This is a genomic window from Streptomyces sp. NPDC005485 (assembly GCF_040606085.1).
Lineage (GTDB): Bacteria > Actinomycetota > Actinomycetes > Streptomycetales > Streptomycetaceae > Streptomyces.
On record NZ_JBEXDZ010000204.1, the window covers coordinates 1 to 15418 of the forward strand.

12 protein-coding genes and 1 pseudogene are annotated in these 15418 nt (G+C 71.1%); 6 read left to right on the forward strand and 7 right to left on the reverse strand.

Features of this window, described 5'->3' with window-relative positions; translation table 11 throughout:
• Nucleotides 1–63: 63 nt before the first annotated feature.
• Complete coding sequence (locus ABZS97_RS39575; protein WP_356146871.1) at nucleotides 64–1047, reverse strand: NAD(P)H-binding protein; 984 nt, start codon at nucleotides 1045–1047, stop codon at nucleotides 64–66.
• Nucleotides 1048–1099: 52 nt separating this feature from the next.
• Nucleotides 1100–2029, reverse strand: coding sequence for a haloalkane dehalogenase (locus ABZS97_RS39580; protein ID WP_356146874.1), 930 nt, complete (start codon nucleotides 2027–2029; stop codon nucleotides 1100–1102).
• Between the two features lie 208 nt (nucleotides 2030–2237).
• Here ABZS97_RS39580 and ABZS97_RS39585 point away from each other — a divergent pair, with 208 nt between their 5' ends.
• From ABZS97_RS39585 to ABZS97_RS39600, 4 genes are all read left to right on the forward strand, one after another.
• Nucleotides 2238–2867: a WHG domain-containing protein gene (locus tag ABZS97_RS39585; protein ID WP_356146877.1), complete on the forward strand. Its 630-nt coding sequence runs from the start codon at nucleotides 2238–2240 to the stop codon at nucleotides 2865–2867.
• Nucleotides 2868–3293: 426 nt separating this feature from the next.
• Nucleotides 3294–3779 (forward strand): alpha/beta hydrolase, encoded by a 486-nt coding sequence (locus tag ABZS97_RS39590; protein ID WP_356146882.1) that lies wholly within the window; start codon nucleotides 3294–3296, stop codon nucleotides 3777–3779.
• Nucleotides 3780–4001: 222 nt separating this feature from the next.
• A complete protein-coding gene (locus ABZS97_RS39595) occupies nucleotides 4002–6056 on the forward strand; it encodes a phosphocholine-specific phospholipase C (protein WP_356146885.1) in 2055 nt (684 codons plus the stop codon).
• A gap of 100 nt (nucleotides 6057–6156) precedes the next feature.
• Complete coding sequence (locus ABZS97_RS39600) at nucleotides 6157–7065, forward strand: phospholipid scramblase-related protein (RefSeq protein ID WP_356146888.1); 909 nt, start codon at nucleotides 6157–6159, stop codon at nucleotides 7063–7065.
• 85 nt (nucleotides 7066–7150) lie between these two features.
• Here the strand turns inward: ABZS97_RS39600 and ABZS97_RS39605 are convergent, their stop codons facing one another.
• Nucleotides 7151–8170 carry a hypothetical protein gene (locus ABZS97_RS39605; protein WP_356146891.1) on the reverse strand — a complete coding sequence of 340 codons (1020 nt, stop codon included), beginning with the start codon at nucleotides 8168–8170 and terminating at the stop codon, nucleotides 7151–7153.
• Nucleotides 8167–9120: a phosphatase PAP2 family protein gene (locus ABZS97_RS39610; protein WP_356146894.1), complete on the reverse strand. Its 954-nt coding sequence runs from the start codon at nucleotides 9118–9120 to the stop codon at nucleotides 8167–8169. Before ABZS97_RS39610 ends, ABZS97_RS39605 begins: the two co-directional genes overlap by 4 nt.
• A gap of 232 nt (nucleotides 9121–9352) precedes the next feature.
• Here ABZS97_RS39610 and ABZS97_RS39615 point away from each other — a divergent pair, with 232 nt between their 5' ends.
• Nucleotides 9353–9970, forward strand: a complete 618-nt coding sequence (locus tag ABZS97_RS39615; protein ID WP_356146897.1) for a TetR/AcrR family transcriptional regulator — start codon at nucleotides 9353–9355, stop codon at nucleotides 9968–9970.
• Between the two features lie 168 nt (nucleotides 9971–10138).
• Here the strand turns inward: ABZS97_RS39615 and ABZS97_RS39620 are convergent, their stop codons facing one another.
• The 3 genes from ABZS97_RS39620 to ABZS97_RS39630 form a co-directional block, all read right to left on the reverse strand.
• Nucleotides 10139–11194, reverse strand: coding sequence for a DUF2510 domain-containing protein (locus ABZS97_RS39620; protein WP_356146899.1), 1056 nt, complete (start codon nucleotides 11192–11194; stop codon nucleotides 10139–10141).
• A 123-nt stretch (nucleotides 11195–11317) separates the two neighbouring features.
• Nucleotides 11318–12472: an anhydro-N-acetylmuramic acid kinase gene (locus ABZS97_RS39625; protein WP_356146902.1), complete on the reverse strand. Its 1155-nt coding sequence runs from the start codon at nucleotides 12470–12472 to the stop codon at nucleotides 11318–11320.
• 126 nt (nucleotides 12473–12598) lie between these two features.
• Nucleotides 12599–13924, reverse strand: a complete 1326-nt coding sequence (locus ABZS97_RS39630; RefSeq protein ID WP_356146904.1) for an MFS transporter — start codon at nucleotides 13922–13924, stop codon at nucleotides 12599–12601.
• Between the two features lie 233 nt (nucleotides 13925–14157).
• On the opposite strand from ABZS97_RS39630, the pseudogene ABZS97_RS39635 reads away from it, so the two are divergent.
• A pseudogene (locus tag ABZS97_RS39635) lies at nucleotides 14158–15387 on the forward strand (AAA family ATPase); the annotation flags it as partial.
• Nucleotides 15388–15418 lie beyond the last annotated feature (31 nt).

Below are 15418 nucleotides of genomic sequence, written 5' to 3' on the forward strand. Positions count from 1 at the left end.
GGCTCACGCCGCTGGGGAGCCCTCGCGTCGAGGCCTCCCCAGCGGCGTCACCGTTCCGATCGCTCAGTTGCTCAGAGCGGCTGCCAGCTCCTGGATGCGCGGGTGGTTCGCCAGCGCCCACCGCACGGTCTTCGGCGCGCGCCCGAGCAGGGTCTCCAGCTCGTCGGTGATGCCGCCGTATCCTCCGCGGCCGATGATCCGTGTCAGGGTCTTCAGGTGCTCCGCGATGTGTGGGTACGCGGACATGTTGGTGTCCACGTAGGTCTTGTTCCAGGTTTCGATGTCTTCGGGAACATATGTGACAGGGCTTCCCAGTACGGCCGCGAAGTCCTCCGCGATCCCGTGCATGTCCTTGAGCTCCGGGCCGGTGAGCGCGTAGGACTTCGAGATGTGCGGCGCAGGGTCGGCCAGGATCTTCGCGCACAGTTCCGCGACGTCGTAACCGGCGATGGGTGCGAGCCGGTGGTCGCCGAAGGGCAGGCGCAGTTCACCGTCGGCCAGTGAGCCCAGGGCCAGCCAGGTCATGATGGGGTTCTCGACGAAGAAGGCCGCCTGCACGTTGACGGTCGGGAGGCCGGACCACTCCAGCACCTGCTCGGCGACCCAGTGGGCCCGTTGCTGCGGCGACCAGTTGGCGACGAGTCCGCCGAGCCGCGCGCGCCGTTCCTCTTCCGGCGCGGTCATCCTGTCGAACGTCATGAAGGACTGCTCGTACTCGGAGATGTTGACGAACACCTCGATGTCGCCCTGGGCCCGTGCCGCCGCGGCCATCAGGCTGACGGCGTCCGTGTAGTACGGCGACAGGCTCATGCTGAAGTAGATGCGCCGGACGCCCTTCAGCGCGGCGGTCACGTCGGCGATGGTGAGCAGGTCACCGACGAAGACCTCCGCCCCGGCCTCGCGGAGCGCGTGGGCGCGTTCGTCGTCCTGCCGTACGAACGCGCGCACCGGGTGCCCTTGTTCGAGCAGCATGTCGACCATCATGCGGCTCACGCCGCCGATCGCTCCGCCCGCACCGGTGATCAGAATGGGATTGCGCTCCGACATAGATATGTCCTCTGTCTGGTTGGGGTGGGTCGTTGTGCGGAAAGTGCAGCTGTCAGCGGAGGCTGAGGATGGCGTCGACCAGCAGGTCCGGCTGCTGCTCCTGCAGGAAGTGACCGGCGCCGGGGATCGTCAGGTGGTTTCGTCCCTGCGCACCGGGGACGCGGGCCTGGAAGGCCTGCTCGAATGCGCGCGTGATGTCCTCGTGTTGGGCGAACGCGGTGAGGAAGGGCTTCTCGAAGTCGGCGAGCCCGGCCCAGGCGCGGTTCAGCATCGAGGCGGGCGGTTCTGTGGCGTCGAGCGGGACGAGCTGGGGGAACTGCCGTGCTCCGACGAAGTGCCGCTCGGACGGGAAGGGGGCGTCGTAGGCGGCCGCTTCCTCGTCGGTGAGGACGTGGGCGGTCTGGTTGAGCGCGCTGTCGGGGCTGCCGACGGCCCATGAGGAGGTCAGGCCGGGCGACTCGGACTGCTCCAGCCAGCGTAGGAACGCGCTCGCCGCGGGCGCGAACTCCTCCGCAGTGAAGGCGGCCACGACCTCCGGGGCGGCCAGTCCCGTGTTGGCGGCGACCACGCCCGCGAACCGATCCGGCGTGAGCCCGACGTGGACGAGAAAAACGAACCCGCCCCAGTCCTGCCCGAACAGCGTGATGTCCGTGAGGCCGAGCCGGTCCAGCCAGGCGCCGGTCCAGGCGACGTGGGACTCGTAGGTGTACGCCGCCCGGTCGGCCGGCTTGTCGGAGCGGCCGAATCCGATCAGGTCGGGCACCAGGACACGTCGGCCGGACGCCACCAGGCCGGGAATCATCTTCCTGTACAGGTAGCCCCAGGTCGGCTCGCCGTGAGCAAGGACCACGACCGGGCCGTCGGGCGGCCCCTCGTCGACGTAGTGCATGCGCAGGCCGTCGCCGACCGTGGCGTACCGAGGCTCGTACGGCCAACCGGAGAGGCCGTCGAAGCGCTCGTCAGGTGTTCGTTCGATGTCCACGCGAGTAACCGTAACAGTGTTTTGATTGCTCGCCCCAACCCGTTCGGCCGCCATGTGGCCGGAGGGTTCCCGGGCCGCCTCCGCGACCTGCTGTGATGAGGGAGATTCCCCTGTGGGGTGGGCATGGCCTAGGTGAGGGGCGTCGGTCGGCAACACCGTGAGGTGACCCCGCGAAGTATCCGTAACGGCGTTGCAATATGCTGGCGTCATGGCGAGGCTCAAGACACATGACGAAGCGCTCCGGCAACGGCTCCTGCACCGCGCGGCCGCCACGGTCTTCGACCGGGGCACGGCTGCGCTGAGCCTGCGGCAGCTCGCGACGGACGCGAAGACCTCGACCACGGCGGTCTACTCGCTCTTCGGCAACAAGGCCGGCCTGCTCGACAGCCTTTACCAGGAGGCGGTACGGCTCTTCGTCGCACGCCTGGCCGCCATCCGCCCGACCGGCGACCCGGCCGCTGACGTGATCCACCTCGGGCTCGCCTACCGCGAATACGCCGTCGCCAACCCGCACCTCTACGCGATCCTCTTCGCCGACCGCAGCGTCCACTGCCCGTCCGACGCGGACCGGCCGCGCGAGGTCACCGAGACCTACCGGCCCCTTGTCGACGCCGTGCGTCGCGGACAGCGAGCCGGCCAGTTCACGTCCGACTCCACCCCCGAAGTCATCGCCCTGTCGGTCTGGGGAACCGCCCACGGCCTGGTGTCCCTGGTGCTCTCGGGCAACGAGCCGCCGGGGCTGGGGGTCGCCGACTGCTACGAGCGGGCGCTGCGGGCACTGGTGACGGGGTGGCGACAGGGCGAGGAGGAGGCTCCGCGGTTCACGGACGTGACGTGATCCCGGTCCGCGACGAACTCAGGACGTCAGCGGCGTGTGTGTCCCCAAGGGGCCGCGGGTGATACGTGAGAGGGCGGGGGCTTCCCTCGCCCGGCTCGGCGGTGACGGGGTGGGCGAGCAGGAGGTGGCAGCGTTGAACCGCCGCCCTGCTACCGCCCGTTCTGCTGTAGGCCAAGACCGTCGCGCCCCCCACGCCACGGGCGACAGGATCCTCACATGCAGCCGATCCTCGTTCTCGTGCACAGTCCGTCCGCGGGTCCCGCGACCTGGCGCCCGGTGGCCGAATGCCTGACCGCGGCGGGGTACCGGTTACGGGTGCCGTCCCTGCTGCACATAGGTGTCAGTGGCCCGCCCTTCTGGCCCCGTGTCGTCGGCGCCGTGCGTGATGACCTGCGGGAGGTTCCGGCCGGGAGTGCCGTCACGTTGGTGGCGCACAGCAACGCGGGCTTGTTTCTTCCGGTGATTCGCGCGGGTCTCGATCATCCGGTGACGGGTTCGGTTTTTGTTGATGCCGCGCTGCCGGGGCGGGTCGGGTCGACCCCGGTCGCCGCGCCCGAGTTGCTGGAGTTCCTGCGCCCGACGGCGGTGAACGGACGGTTGCCGCGCTGGACCGACTGGTGGGACGAGGCGGACGTCGCCCCGATGTTCTCCGATCCGCTGGTGCGCCAGGAAGTCGTCGAGGAGCAGCCGACCCTGCCGCCGGACTACTACGAGCAGCGCATCCCGGTGCCCGACGGCTGGGACGATCACCCCTGCTCCTACTTGCTGTTCGGTCCTCCGTACGACGACCTTGCCGTCGAGGCGCGCGAACGCGGCCGGCGTGTGGCGCACCTGCCCGGCGAGCACCTCCATCAGATCGTCGATCCTGTCGGCACGGCCCGGCACATCGTCGAACTCGCTGCCACGGGTTGATCCACGTCCGCTGCACAGGGTGCGTGAGCTGGTCTGTAAGGGAGGGCTCGCGGAATCCGCGGAGGCAACCATTCGCCTTGCGTACCGCCGACTTTCACATCGACGCCACAAGACCCTTCCCTGACGTTTGGTGCTCTTGGAACACTCCAACCGCGCATGTTCCATCAGCATCCGGGATCAGCCGGCCATCCGTACTCCGTCAGGACAAGAGGTCACCCACTCATGCCTCAAGTGAATCGGCGCCGTTTCCTTCAACTCGCGGGCGGCACCGCGGCGTTCACCGCGCTGTCGGACAGCATCGCCAGAGCCGCCTCCCTGCCCGCCGCGCACCGCAGCGGCACCATCGAGGACGTCGAGCACATCGTCGTCCTGATGCAGGAGAACCGGTCCTTCGACCACTACTTCGGCTCGCTGAGAGGCGTCCGAGGCTTCGGTGACCCGCGTCCGGCCACCACCAAGCCCGGCGGCAAGCCGGTCTGGTACCAGTCGGACGGCACCAAGGACGTGCTGCCCTTCCACCCCGAGGCCGACGACCTGGGCCTCGCCTTCATCCAGGACCTCCCGCACGGCTGGAGTGACGGACACACTGCCTTCAACCAGGGCAAGTACGACAAGTGGGTGCCCGCCAAGTCGGCGACCACGATGGCGTACCTGAACCGCGGCGACATCCCGTTCCACTACGCGCTCGCCGACAGCTTCACCATCTGCGACGCCTACCACTGCTCGTTCATCGGCTCCACCGACCCCAACCGCTACTACATGTGGACGGGGTACACGGGCAACGACGGCTCCGGCGGCGGCCCCGTCCTCGGCAACGACGAGGTCGGCTACGACTGGACGACGTATCCCGAGCGCCTCGAAGAGGCCGGGGTCTCGTGGAAGATCTACCAGGACGTCGGCGACGGCCTCGACGCGAACGGCTCCTGGGGCTGGATCAGCGACGCCTACCGCGGCAACTACGGCGACAACTCCCTGCTCTACTTCAACAAGTACCGCAACGCCAAGCCCGGCGACCCCCTCTACGACAAGGCCCGCACGGGCACCGACGCGCGCAAGGGCGAGGGCTTCTTCGACCAGCTGAAGGCCGACGTCAAGGGCGGAACGCTGCCGAAGATCTCCTGGGTCGTCGCACCCGAGGCGTTCACCGAGCACCCCAACTGGCCCGCGAACTACGGCGCCTGGTACATCGCCCAGGTCCTGGACGCCCTCACCTCCAACCCCGAAGTGTGGGGGAAGACGGCGCTGTTCATCACGTACGACGAGAACGACGGGTTCTTCGACCACCTCGTGCCGCCGTACCCGCCGCAGTCCGCCGCGCAGGGCAAGTCCACGGTCGACGTAGGCCCGGACCTCTTCAAGGGCGACGCCGGTCATGCCGCCGGGCCCTACGGTCTCGGCCAGCGGGTGCCGATGCTCGTCGTCTCGCCCTGGAGCAAGGGCGGTTACGTCTGCTCCGAGACGCTCGACCACACCTCGATCATCCGCTTCATGGAGCGCCGCTTCGGCGTGCACGAGCCCAACATCTCGCCCTGGCGCCGCGCGATCAGCGGCGACCTCAGCTCCGCCTTCGACTTCGCCTGCAAGGACACCAGGCCGGTCGCGCTGCCCGACACCGCGGGTTACGAGCCGCCGGACCACAACCGCCACCCCGACTACGTGCCGGCCCCGCCCGCGCACCCGGCCCTGCCCAAGCAGGAGCGCGGCTCGCGCCCGGCCCGCCCGCTCAAGTACGCGCCTCTGGTGGACGGTTCCGCGGACCCGGCCGCCGGGAAGTACACGCTCACCTTCGCCTCGGGGGCCAAGGCGGGCGCCGCGTTCCTCGTCACCTCCGGCAACCGCACCGACGGCCCGTGGACCTACACCACGGAAGCGGGCAAGACCGTCTCCGACACCTGGAACTCGGCGTACTCCAACGGCTCGTACGACCTGACCGTGCACGGTCCGAACGGCTTCCTGCGCACCTTCCGGGGCCCCGGCAAGGCGGCCGGTGCCGAGGTGAGCGCGCGGCACGCCGGGGACGACCTGGAGCTGACCTTCACCAACAAGGGCTCCGGCACGGTGAACCTGAAGGTCACCAGCGGCTACGGCGGGAAGCCGCAGACGTTCAAGGTGCGCGCGGGCGCGAGCGTGAAGCACACGGTGGACCTTCTGGCGAGCGGGCGTTGGTACGACCTGACCGTCGTGTCCGATGCCGACGCGACGTTCCTGCGGCGGTTGGCCGGACATGTCGAGAACGGCCGGCCCGGCGTCAGCGACCCGGCGATCGTCACCGGCTGATGGCCATGTGGACGGGTGCGCGGACGAGAGCGTGGGCGGGTGTGCGGACGGATACCGAACACCTGGTTGTATTCCTACGGGCTCGCGGTAGTGTGCCCCGGTGACCACGCATTCGAACACTCCTGCCGGTTGGTTCCCGGATCCGCAGGGAGCGCCCCAGACACTGCGCTACTGGGACGGTTCCCAGTGGACCGAGCACACCAGCCCGGACCAGCAGGCCCAGGCGGCGCAGCAGGTGCCGCAGCAGGCGCAGCAGGTACCGCAGCAGGCGCAGCCCGGCCCGCAGCAGGCGTACGGCAAGCAGGAGGCCTACGGCCAGCAGGCTCCCGGCCCCGACCCGCGGGTGCAGCAGCAGGTGCAGCAGCAGGTGCAGCAGCAGGCGGGGGTCGCGGCCGGCGCCGCCGGTGGCGGCAGCCTGTTCACCGAGCCGGTCCTGGTGGTGAACCAGAAGGCCAAGCTGATCGAGGTGACCAACGAGTACAAGGTCATGGATCAGAACGGCAACCAGATCGGCTCGGTCACCGAGGTCGGGCAGAGCACGCTGAAGAAGGCGATGCGCCTGGTCTCCAGCCTCGACCAGTTCATGACGCACCGGCTGGAGATCCGTGACGCCTACGGTCAGCCGCAGCTGCTGCTGACGCGGCCCGCGAAGATACTCAAGTCGCGGGTGGTCGTGTCGCGTCCGGACGGTTCGCCCGTGGGCGAGATCGTCCAGGAGAACATGATCGGGAAGATCAACTTCGCGATGAACGTCGACGGCCAGAAGGTCGGGGCGATCAAGGCGGAGAACTGGCGGGCCTGGAACTTCGCGATCGTCGACCACGCGGACAACGAGGTCGCCCGGATCACCAAGACCTGGGAAGGTCTGGCGAAGACGATGTTCACCACCGCGGACAACTACGTCCTGCAGATCCACTACCAGCTCCCCGAGCCCCTGTTGAGCCTCGTCGTGGCGACGGCACTGACCGTCGACACGGCTCTCAAGCAGGACTCCCGCGGGCTGGGCTGACCCCCGCACGCACGACGGACACAACAGCGGCGGGCGGCGCGTGCACGGAGCACGGGCCGCCCGCCGTTGTCGTGCGCGGGGGATCTCACAGCGGGGTGAGGTGTCCCGGGGTCGAGGGTGTCGACTGCTGGGGCAGCATCGACGGCTCGTAGGGCGCTGTTCGGGGCTGCAGCGCGAGGACCGCGGCCACCGGGTGTTCGTCGTCGACGGGCTCGGTCACCAGCGGTTCGGTCATGCCCGATCCGGCCACGATCCGCCCGGCGGGAACCCGCTCGGCCAGGGCCGGTTCGGGCGCCGACCGCGACAGCGTCACCACGCCCCATGCCGCCACGCCGGCGCCGCCGGCGGCCAGCAGCAGGCCCGCCGCGCCGCCCTGGAGCCGCTCGCCCAGCAGCGAGAGACCGATCACCACCGCGGCCATGGGATTGGCCAGCGTCACCACGGCGAGCGGCGCGCCGAGGCCGCCCTTGTAGGCGGTCTGCGAGAGCAGCAGCCCGCCTGCCGCGAACGCCGCGACGAGCAGTGCCACCACGATCACCTGGACGCTGAGCAGCGGGCCCGTGCGGTCCGTCACCGCCACCGTCACGGTCTGCGTGAGCGCCGAGGCGACCCCGGACGCGAACCCGGAGGCCGTCGCGTGCCGCAGTCCCGGGCGGGTGCCCGGCCGTGACAGGAGACCGATGACCGCGGCCGTCATGGCGGCGACGGTCAGCGCCTCCGGCACGCTCAGCACGGTGTCGGGCGCGGGCCCGGACGCCGTGACGAGCAGCGCGGACAGGCCGATCAGCGTGAGCGCCGTACCGCGCCACTCGACCGGGCTGACCCGCCGCCCGGCCACTCGCGCACCGAGCGGCACCGCGGCCACGAGGGTGAGCGCGCCGAGCGGCTGGACCAGGGTGAGCGTCCCGTACTTCAGCGCGGCGACGTGCAGCAGCGCGGCGGACGCGTTGAGCACCACCGACCACCACCAGGACCCGGTGGCGAGCAGCCGCAGCGTGCCCGCGCCGGTGTTGCGGGAGGCGAGCCGCTCCTGCGCGACGGCCGCGGCGGCGTACGCGACGGCCGAGAACAGGGAGAGGACGACAGCGGTGAGCGTCGTGTTCATCGTCCGGCTCCCACGAGCTCAGGCAGTTCCCGTACGGAGTCGTCGGCGCCGGCGACTTCCTGCGCGCGCCCCGCGGTGGTGGCCGTGCGGTGCGGCAGGTGGATCACGGCGAGCGCGATGCCGAGCAGTGCGGTCGCCACGATCGCGTCGAGCCAGTAGTGGTTCGCCGTGCCGACGATCACCGTGAGGGTGAGAAGCGGGTGCAGCAGCCACAGCCAGCGCCACCGCGACCGGGTCGCGGCGATCAGGCCGATCGCCACCATCAGCGCCCAACCGAAGTGCAGCGAGGGCATCGCCGCGAACTGGTTCGCCATCGAGTCGGTCGCGGGCGCCCCGCCGTACACCGTCGGCCCGTAGACCTGCCCGGTGTCCACCAGGCCGGCCGCGGCCAGCAGCCGCGGCGGGGCCAGCGGGAAGGTGAGGTGCAGGACCAGGGCGGCGGCGGTCAGCAGGGCGAGGACCCGGCGGGCCCACACGTAGTGCGTCGGGCGCCGCAGGTAGAGCCAGACCAGGAAGGCCGCGGTGGCCGGGAAGTGCACGGTCGCGTAGTAGGTGTTCGCGATGTGCACGAGGGTGTCGCTGTGCAGCAGTGCGGTCTGCACAGCGCCCTCGCCCGGCAGGTGCAGCGCCCGCTCCAGGTCCCACACACGGTCGGCGTTGCGGAATGCCTCGCCGGTGTGGCCGGTGCCCAGCCGCCTGCCGAACTCGTAGACGGCGAAGAGGCCCACGACGAGCAGCAGCTCACGCACCAGCGGCGGGCGATCGGCGGTGTCGTGCGCCGACGGTCGTACGGCTGAGCGCCGCGCCCACCGTCGTACGGCGCTGTCGTGCGGCGACGACGAAGTCGCCTCGGTGTTCCGGGTCGGCGGCCGCGTGGCGGTGTTCCGCGACGACGGCCGCCGTATGGCCCCGTCCGACTCGGGTTCTGCAGGCTCGGTTCGGGATTCCATCCCCCGGCCCCCTTGCTGTGTTCTTGCGTGGGGTGATGCGTGGTGAGCCCAGGAAAGGGTCCACTCGACAGGGGAGTGGGTCCTGTCCAAGGCTCATCGATACGTCAGTGTACCGAAACGAAGGAGTATCGGTACACTGACGTATCGGTACACCAACGTATCGATTCGGTACACTGGGAATAACTGAGCGACCACCGTCGCCGGCACCACGACACGAACGAGGAGACGAGCCATGACGTCGCAGGCAGCGGAGGGACCGGAGACGGTCGCCGCCTCGCGCCGCTCCAAGATCACGCCCGAGCGTGAGCAGGAGTTCTACGACGCCGTGATCGAACACATCCGTGAGTACGGCTACGACGCGCTGACCATGGAGGGCGTGGCCGCCAGCGCCCGGTGCAGCAAGTCCACGCTCTACCGGCAGTGGAAGACGAAGCCGCAGTTCGTGGCCGCTGCGCTGCGCGCCAACCGGTGCGTGCGGTTCGAGGGAATCGACACCGGCTCGTTCGCCGGTGACCTGCGCGAAGTGGCCCGGGCCGCGTGCGAATGGTCCGGCAACGACACGACCAGCCTCTTCCAGGCCCTCGGTCATGCCGTGCTGCAGGACGCGGAACTGCAGCAGGCGCTGCGCGAGGCGCTTGTCGAGCCCGAGGTCGCCGCGATCCAGAAAATGATCCGCCGCGGGGTCGAACGGGGCGAGATCGCCGCCGATCACCCGGCGCTGGAGTACGTCCCCGGGATGCTCTTCGGTGCCCTGCGGGTGCGTCCGGTACTGGTGGGGAAGCCCGCGGATGCGGCATATCTCACACAGTTCGTGGAGGCGGTCGTGATTCCTGCACTGGGCCTGACCTGAGACCCAGGCCGCCGTCCTCGGGAGACCCGGACGGAGGCCTGCTCGCGCCGCACCGTGGGGACGGGGGCGGCGCGCACCCCCGGCCGGGTGGGGCTTCTCTTGAGCGGAGAGGCGCCCCACCCGGCCGAACTCTTTGCGGGGTGCGGAAGCGGGGGAGCGGGGCGCGGACTACACGTTCTCCCCGTTGCCGCCGGCCCCGGATGCCTCCTTGATCCCCTTGGTGATGTCGTCGATCACCGACTGCTCGGGCGCCTTGGAGCTGACGTCGACGCCGAAGCGGACGACGACCAGCGACTTGGTGTCCACGGGCGAGGGGAAGACCAGCGACTCGACATAGCCGTCGTCGCCCTTGCTCGTGACGACCTTCCAGCGGACCAGATAGCCCTTCTCGCCGGCCACGGTGACCGCCTTGGAGGCCAGTTCCGTGTGCGAGGTGATCTTGCCGTACCCCTTGCCGTAGGACTCGGTGGCGTTCTTGGAGATGTCCTCCTTGGCCGCCGCCTCGGCCGTCGTGGCCTGGAGCTTCTGAGTCTCGGCGGTCGCCGAGTACGCCCCGCCGCGCTGGCACTTCTCCGAGGTGGCGCCGGGGCACGGGTAGGTGTCGGTGGTCGACACCCCGGCACCCTCGGCGGTGGTGCCGCCCGCCCAGCCGTCGGGAACCGGGATGCTGATGCCGCTGACGGCGTCGGTGGCGTAGCCGTCCTCGATCTGCGGCCCGCCCGACTGGCCCGGCGCCGGGCTCTGCCCGCCGGATCCACCGCTGCCGCCCGTTCCGCCGGAGCCACCGGGAGCGCCGCCCGTGCCGCCCTGGCCGTCGCCCGGACCACCCGTACCGCCCTGGTTGCCACCGGGACCGCCCTGGCCGTTCTGCCCGCCGGGTCCCTGGGAGTTGGCCGTGTTGCCACTGCCGCCGTCGTCCTTGGTCAGCGCGTACACGCCGCCTCCGATGCCCGCGAGGACCGCGATGGCCGCGGCGACGGCTATGCCGGTCCGCAGGCCGCGCCGCGGTGCGCCCGGAGCACCGGGACCGGAAGCGCCGAAGGAGACGACGTCCGGATAGGGTCCGGTGGCCGGCGCGTGCGCCGGGGGACCCCACGAGGCGGCCGACCCGACGGGGCGGGTCTGTTCCGTCCATGCCCTGCCGTCCCACCAGCGCTCGCTTGCGGGGCTGTCACTTGTCTGCCCGGGGTCGGGATACCAGCCGGGGGGAGTCACCTGCGTCATGGTGTCCACCGTATGAGGTGTGGGTGAAAGGCGGATGAGAGGACTCCGGGCGGAGACGGAGGAGATCTCCCCTCGCCGCGTCCGGACGCCTCACCGGCGCCACCCGGCCGAACCCGGGGATCGTCACTCCAACACCAGGCGCACCGGCGGTTTCGGCGCGGGCGGCGGCAGCCGCAGCCCCTCCCGCCCGGGGGTGAGCGAGCCGAGCACACTCGGATGCCGGGCTCCGGTACTCGTCGGTTCGGTGCCCGCGAGTCCGTGCAGCGTGAGGAAACCGAGGACGGCGAAGGCGTACGCCTCCTTCGCGGCCGAGGGCAGGCCGAGTTCGTCGGAGCCGCGCAGGGCCACGCCCGGCAGCTCTGCGCCGAGCATTCCCATGAGCGCGGGGTTGCGGGTGCCGCCGCCGGAGACGATGACCTCCGTCGCGCCCGCCCCGCGCACGGCGTCGGCGACCGTCCGGGCGGTGAGCGCGGTGAGCGTCGCGATCACGTCCTCGGCGGGCAGCGTCCCGACACCGGCCAGCGCCTCTTGCAGGTGGCCGAGGTGGAAGAGCTCCTTGCCGGTGGTCTTGGGTGCGGGGCGCGCGTAGTACGGCTCGTCGAGCAGCCGGTCCAGCAGCGGTCGGTGCACTCGGCCGCGGGCGGCCAGCGCGCCGTCCACGTCGTACGCCAGACGCCCGCCGCTGAAGCCCCGGGCCGCCGCGTCGACGAGCGCACAGCCGGGCCCGGTGTCGAAGGCGGTGCCGTCCGGCGCGGTCAGGTTGGCGATGCCGCCGAGGTTCAGCGCCACCGGAGTTCCCGGCCGGCCGCGCAGCCACAGCAGGTCGACCAGGCTGACCAGGGGAGCGCCCTGCCCGCCGGCGGCGATGTCACGCGGGCGGAAGTCGGCGACCACGGGCAGCCCGGTCGCCTCCGCGATCCACGCGGGCTGCCCGATCTGCAGCGTGCCGTGCACCCGGGCGTCCTCCACCCAGTGATAGACGGTCTGCCCGTGCGAGGCGACCAACTCGGCTTCCCCGTCGCACAGTTCACGGTTGGCCCGCACGGCGGCCCCGGCGAACGCACGCCCGATCAGGGTGTCCAGGCGGCACACCTCCGCGAGCGTGGTGGACGCCGGGGGCAGAGCCGCCGCGAGCGCGTCACGCAGATCCTGGTCGTACACCTCACTGACCAGCCCGAGCGGCCGCAGCGTCAGGGTGTCCCCGTCGAGGGCGAGGTCGGCCGCCGCCGCGTCGATGGCGTCGTACGACGTCCCGGACATCAGGCCGATCACGCGCATGGGGTCAACTTGCCTTTCCTGCGGGGATTGGCTTCTTCGTGGCAGCTTTGGTCAGCCGAAGGTGCAGCGCGGTGAGCGCGCGGCCGTCGTGTCCGTGGCGTTCGAGCCTGTCGCGCCTCGGGCCGGTCACGAGCATTCCGTCAACTCACCCTTCCCGCCCGCTCCGTGGCGTGCCGGAGCCACGGACAGGGCCAGCGCGCTCAGTGCGCACGTCGCCACCGCGTAGTACGCCGGTATGTCCACGTTTCCGGTCCGCTTCACGGTTTCCGTGATGATGAGGCCGGCGCAGCCCGAGAACACGGCATTGGAGAGGGCGTAGGCGAGTCCCAGGCCCGTGCAGCGCACGCTGGTCGGGAACAGTTCGGCGAGCATCGCGGGGCCCGGGCCCGCCATAAGTCCCACGACGGCTCCGGCGCCGAACACGGCGACCCCCTTCGCACCGGCCGAAACGCCCGTGTCCTGAAGGAGGTTGAGCAGCGGAACCGCGAGGACGACCACCAGCAGCGCCCCCGGCAGCATCACCGCCCGCCGCCCGATCCGGTCGCTGAGCAGCCCCGCCGGGATGATCGTGACCGCGAAACCCAGGTTGGCGAACACCGTGGCGAGCAGCGCCTGCTGGAAGCTCGCGTTCAGCGTGCTCTGCAGATACGACGGCAGGACGACGAGGAAGGTGTAGCCGGCCGCCGCCCAGCCCATGACCCGCCCGGCACCCAGGGCGACGGCCCGGGCGACCTCGCGGGCGGGAGGGCTCCCGGCCGCCTCGCAGACCACCTCCGCCTCGAACGCCGGCGTCTCGTCGAGCCGGAGCCGCAGCCACAGCGCCCCCAGCCCCAGCGGCAACGTCAGCAGGAACGGCAGCCGCCAGCCCCAGTCGCCCAACTGCCCCGTACTGAGCACGCCGGCCAGCAGCGCCGCGACCCCCGCGCCGCCCAGCAGCCCCAGGGCCACCGTGAACGACTGCCACGACCCGTACAGCCCACGCCGGCCCGGCGGCGCGAACTCCGTCATCACCGAGACGGCGCCGCCGAACTCCCCACCCGCGGACAGGCCTTGGACCACGCGGAGCAGGGTGAGCAGCCAGGGCGCGAGGGCCCCCACGGTGGCGTACGTGGGCAGCGCACCGATCAAAGTGGTCGCGCCCGTCATGAGGACGATCACCAGGATCAGCACCGGCCGGCGCCCGATCCGGTCGGCGAGCCGCCCGAACAGCGCGGCGCCGACCGGCCGGAAGAAGAAGGCCAGCGCGAAGGACGCGTACGTCTTCACCAGGCCCTCGACCTCGCTGCCGCCCTCCGGGGTGAAGAACCGCGCGGCGATCACCGTCGCGAAGTAGCCGTAGACACCGAACTCGTACCACTCGATGAAGTTGCCCACCGAGCCGGCCAGCAGGGCCCGGCGGGACTGGCCGGGCCGGGCGGCGCGCAGGTCCGGGCCGTGCACGGGGGTGCCCATGTCGATTCCTCCCATCGGTCCGCAGCGGGCGATGTCTGAAAGTTAGCTTCATTTCGGCGGGTGCTGACGGTCAATAACTTTCACAAAGGCCGGTGGGCGCGTCGTCGCGTCGCCTTCGGACACCTGCCGTCACTCGTCTCGGCAACAGGTGCCCGGACCCGCCTCCACATCGGCTTCCGTGCCGCTACGCTCGATATCCGTACGTCGTTTGGGCGACCTGGGGAGGTAGCGGGATGACGGAGGCACGGCCCGGACCGGCCGTACCGGCCGCCACGGCCTCCCTGTGGGAGCGCGACGCGGAACTCACCCGCGTCGAACGGGCGGTGGAGGCACTGCGCGCGGACGCCACGACCTCGGGCAGTCTGCTCGTCTTCAGCGGCGAGGCGGGCATCGGCAAGACCGCGCTCCTCGCGGAGGCCCGCCGGATCGCCGAGGCCCGCGGCTGCACCGTGTGGTCGGCCCGCGGCGGCGAGACCGTCACCTCCGTGCCGTTCAACGTCATACGACAGCTCCTCCAGCCCGCCCTTCTCTCGCTGATGCCCGAGGAGGCGCGCGAATACCTGGGCGACTGGTACGAGATCGCCGGCCCCGCACTCGGCATAGCGGACCCGGGCGAGCGCACCGCCGACCCGCAGGGCGTGTGCGACGGCCTGGTCGCGGCCGTGCGGCGGCTCGCCAAGCGCGAGTGGCCGCTCGTCCTCGTCATCGACGACGCGCACTGGGCCGACCAGGAAACCCTGCACTGGCTCGGCGCGTTCGCCGAGCGCCTGGACGACCTGCCCGTCCTTGTCGTGGTCGCCCGCCGCCCCGGCGATGTCACCGGCGAGCGCGCCCGCCACCTCGAAGCGGTCGCCGCCGCGGCCCGCCCGGTCACCACGCTCAGCGCGCTCACCCCCGACGCGGCGGCGGGACTGACCCACGCCACGGTCGGGGCGCACGCGGACGCCCCGTTCTGCCGCGAGGTGTGGGCGGTCACCGGCGGCAACCCGTACGAGACGGTCGAACTCCTCGCCAAGGTCCAGGACAGCGGACTCGAACCGGTCGAGTCGTCCGCCGCCGAACTGCGCGCCCTGAACCGCTCGGCGCGCGGCCGCGGACTCGTCGCCCGCCTCGAAGGACTCGGTATCGACGCCACCCGGTTCGCCTGGGCGGCCGCCATCCTCGGCACCGAGATCTCCCTCGACCTCGCCGCCCAACTCGCCGGAATGCAGCGCGACGAGGCGCTCCGCTGCGCCGAACTGCTCGGCGTGGCCCGCATCCTGACCGCCGACACCGAGCCCGCAGGCAGCCTCGGGACCGACGGCGACCTGGAGTTCGTGCACCCGCTGATCGCCACCGCCGTCTACCGCTCGATCCCCGACGCGCTGCGCACCGCCATGCACGGCCAGGCCGCCTGGGCGGTCACCGAGTCGGGCCGCGGCGCCGCGGGCGCCGCCCGCCACCGCCACGAAGTGCCCCCCGACGGCAGATAGGAAGAGGGGGGGGGGGGGGAAG